The 3,207-nt window shown below is 40.1% G+C and carries 4 protein-coding genes; 3 read left to right on the top strand and 1 reads right to left on the bottom strand.

What is annotated here, in order from left to right; translation table 11 throughout:
- Window positions 1–345: 345 nt before the first annotated feature.
- A complete protein-coding gene (locus RH86_RS08220; RefSeq protein WP_009385879.1) occupies window positions 346–1,671 on the top strand; it encodes a GGDEF domain-containing protein in 1,326 nt (441 codons plus the stop codon).
- Window positions 1,672–1,839: 168 nt separating this feature from the next.
- Window positions 1,840–2,079, top strand: a complete 240-nt coding sequence (locus RH86_RS08215; RefSeq protein WP_005599167.1) for an RNA recognition motif domain-containing protein — start codon at window positions 1,840–1,842, stop codon at window positions 2,077–2,079.
- An 89-nt stretch (window positions 2,080–2,168) separates the two neighbouring features.
- Here RH86_RS08215 and RH86_RS08210 read toward each other — a convergent pair whose 3' ends face one another.
- Window positions 2,169–2,363, bottom strand: a complete 195-nt coding sequence (locus tag RH86_RS08210) for a hypothetical protein (protein ID WP_009385878.1) — start codon at window positions 2,361–2,363, stop codon at window positions 2,169–2,171.
- Window positions 2,364–2,618: 255 nt separating this feature from the next.
- Here RH86_RS08210 and RH86_RS08205 point away from each other — a divergent pair.
- Window positions 2,619–3,207 (top strand): cache domain-containing protein (locus tag RH86_RS08205; protein WP_009385876.1); only part of this gene is annotated, 589 nt, incomplete at its 3' end.

Below are 3,207 nucleotides of genomic sequence, written 5' to 3'. Positions count from 1 at the left end.
GTGGCTTTGTTGTTTCTGTCCTACACTAGCTGACCACCTTCTAACACGCTTTGAGTCACGGACTTATACCAACAACGATAAGTAAGTAGTCAAAAATTGGCGCAAGAAAAATTGCGTGAACTAAACACTGACGCCTGGCCATTCTAATTGTCAAATTTTGACCATATTATAAACGAATCATCCATCATTTTCTGAAACACTCATTGCGTAAATTTATAGCGATAACAAGACCTTCTATCTTTGATTCACTCGACAAGCAATGCTAATCGTGTCGATTAAGATGTATACTTGAATAAATAATCTTAACCACTAAACTTCGCCCTCAATTATTGACTAAGAACGCAAATGCATAAAAGTTTATCTGACCTATTTCGCCACCACATTAACCCTATCGCTAAACTATTCATGGCGACGATCATTATTGTGGGCACTGCGTATGCGATTTTTAATGCCGTTCATCTCAAGCAATTGTCAAAATCTGTTATTACAGACTTTAACCAAATCTATTCCGTAAGTCGTCGTTTCGCTCAGTACTACAACAACACTGATGTAACTTTCGCTCCTAAGGGTATTTATGAACGTGATGGGGTTGGCATCATGGTGAGTAAAAGTGGAGAAGTGAAAGAGCTTTCTAACGGTATTAATAAGTTACGTTCAGAGCTTGATCCTATTACTCACAATAATGTCTGGACGATTGCGATTTTTGAGCATCCTGCGAATTATGGTCACTTTTCCCCGCTTCGTGAAGAATATAAAAAACGCTATGGGGCATACGAAGCTGATGATGTGATGAAACGCATTGTTAAACTAGAGCGATTAGAAAATACCTTTGACCAATTTTATGGCTGTAATATTAAGCTTTCTGAACCTTATCAAGAGGACGGTTCAAAGCAATGGGTTCGCACCATCTATTACCCTGTTTACAACAAGCGAACTCTTGATGCATTACTCGCAATCGATCTAAAAAATGACTACATCGATCTGGTAATAGCTTTGTTTAACAATGAACATTTTACTGTCATCAATACCAATACAACACTAACCTCATATCAACAGACGATTGAGATCCCGTGTACTGATGCTGAGCCAATTATAGTTGGCTTTAGCGTATTGGATATAGTTAAACGAACTTTCATAGCATCGCTTTTAATTTCCTTTTTAGCCCACCTCATAGTGGTGTATTTTAAAGGCCGTCAACGTCGTATCACACGTGACAAAATGACGGGGTTTTATCGCCGAGATTTTTACGAGCCAAGACTCAATAGAGCGCATAACTTCTCAATGCTCATTATTGATATCGACTTTTTTAAGATCATCAATGACACCCACGGTCACAAAAAAGGTGATGAAGTCATTAGTGAAGTGACTCGCCGTATTGCCAGCCAAATTCGCAGTACAGATGCGGCTGTGCGCTGGGGGGGAGAAGAGTTTGTGGTGCTGTTTAAAGATATGACCGATGACATGCTTTACGATAAAGCTGAACTGATCCGCGAGCATGTAGCGAATAGCGCGATTTCAGGTATCGATGTAACTATCTCCGTCGGGGGGGTTACGCTTCGTGACAGTGAGTTTAGTGAAGCCTATAAACGTGCCGATCACGCCTTATATCAATCAAAACGTGATGGTCGAAATCGTGTCACCATTTACGACGAGAATGCGACTATCCTATAACGCCCCGTCTTACGACACCGGATTGGTTACTATTTAACTAATCAATCCGGCGTTTCTTTCACCACTTCCGCCAAAGTACGGAAATAGAGCCAATCTCTTGGTTTTATCTTGGTTTTTGACCGCTAGTCTGTACAATCAAAGCACCTTCCTCATAAATGATGATTTACTATGAAATTACTCGTTCGTAACCTCGCTCGTGCGACGACTGAACAAGACATTCGCAAACTGTTTGCTCAGTTTGGCGAAGTTCGTGAATGTACTTTGGTGTTAGACCAAGTATCAGGCCAATCAAAGGGGTTCGCCTTTGTTGAAATGCCAAATGATGAAGAAGCAAACGAAGCACTTGAGAAGCTAAACTTAAAAGAAGTTGCTAAAAGCAAGATTCGTGTAAAAGCCGCACAAAACTAACAAAGAGCCGACAGTCAATGTCGGCTTTTTTGACTGCTATGCTCGCGTTTTGGTATCACAAAAAAACGAACTCCCTCCACACATCCCTACTAGGCACTTCCGATATAGTGGTTTTGACCAAATCGACCATCTTGTCGTTGAAAAAAATGCACCATGGCACCAATCAAGTTAGCATCATTAACAAATGGTGATGCGATAACATTTGGTTTGATATGACAATAAGGCATCGCTTCAAGATATTCGTCAAATTTCCATTTCAACCGATGGAATATAAACACCACCATACAGTGAACATTAATTTTGATTCTTAATCAAAGCAGAAAAACAATAATTCATTTTTGTCTACACTCTATTTCTGACCGATTGCAAAGCATCGCAATAAAAAAAATATAAGCGTGATATGCGTAACGTTATAATCTTTGCTCGATAGAAAGCTCACCAAAACTATGAAAAATTAATAAAAATATTATTATATCTGCGACTCGTTATTCATTGATACGTTTGGTGATATAGAGTGTTCAAAGGGAGTGATCACTGCAATGAATGCGCTTACAGATAGAAAACTACTCTACACGATCAAAACGGTCCCTTTCGCACTTATTATTCTATTTGTTATTCTGCTTCTTTCATTGGTGGTTAACGACAGCCAAAAAACCGCTCTGCAGTTAGAACAAAACCTCATCGCCACGAATCTCCTGAAGCAAAAAGAGACCATTGCCCAACGAGTAGAAAGCACTTATGACCAAGTGCGTTACGAGCGCCGGAAAATCATCGCCTCACTCAAATCTCAAGTAAAACATCATGTTGATATCGCCTATCAAGTTGCGATGACCATTTATCAGGAAAACCAAGACAAGCCTGAGCAAGACGTTAAGCGAATGATTTCCGAGGCGCTGCGCAATGTGCGTTACGACGATGGCAACGGCTACTTTTTTATTTTCCAGACAGATGGTCTCTTTGTCATGCACGCCACAAACCCTAAGCAAGAAGGAAAGCAAGGGTTAGAGATGAGCGATTCTCAAGGCGTTCCATACATCAAAAATTTCATCAATAAATTTACCTCCTCAAACCGCATGAATGCTTATTATCGTTGGTGGTTTAAAAAGCCAAACCAACCGGATGAATATG

Origin of the sequence: Vibrio sp. N418 (assembly GCF_000222565.1) — a bacterium.
Lineage (GTDB): Bacteria > Pseudomonadota > Gammaproteobacteria > Enterobacterales > Vibrionaceae > Vibrio > Vibrio scophthalmi.
Note: the sequence above shows the minus strand (reverse complement) of the source record. Positions and strands in the feature narration are given on the sequence as shown.

Excerpts from the sequence above, each read along its gene's own strand:
- RH86_RS08220 (WP_009385879.1), top strand. The coding sequence starts at position 346 with ATGCATAAAAGTTTATCTGACCTATTTCGCCACCACATTAACCCTATC.
- RH86_RS08215 (WP_005599167.1), top strand. The coding sequence starts at position 1,840 with ATGAAATTACTCGTTCGTAACCTCGCTCGTGCGACGACTGAACAAGAC.
- RH86_RS08210 (WP_009385878.1), bottom strand. The coding sequence starts at position 2,363 with ATGGTGGTGTTTATATTCCATCGGTTGAAATGGAAATTTGACGAATAT.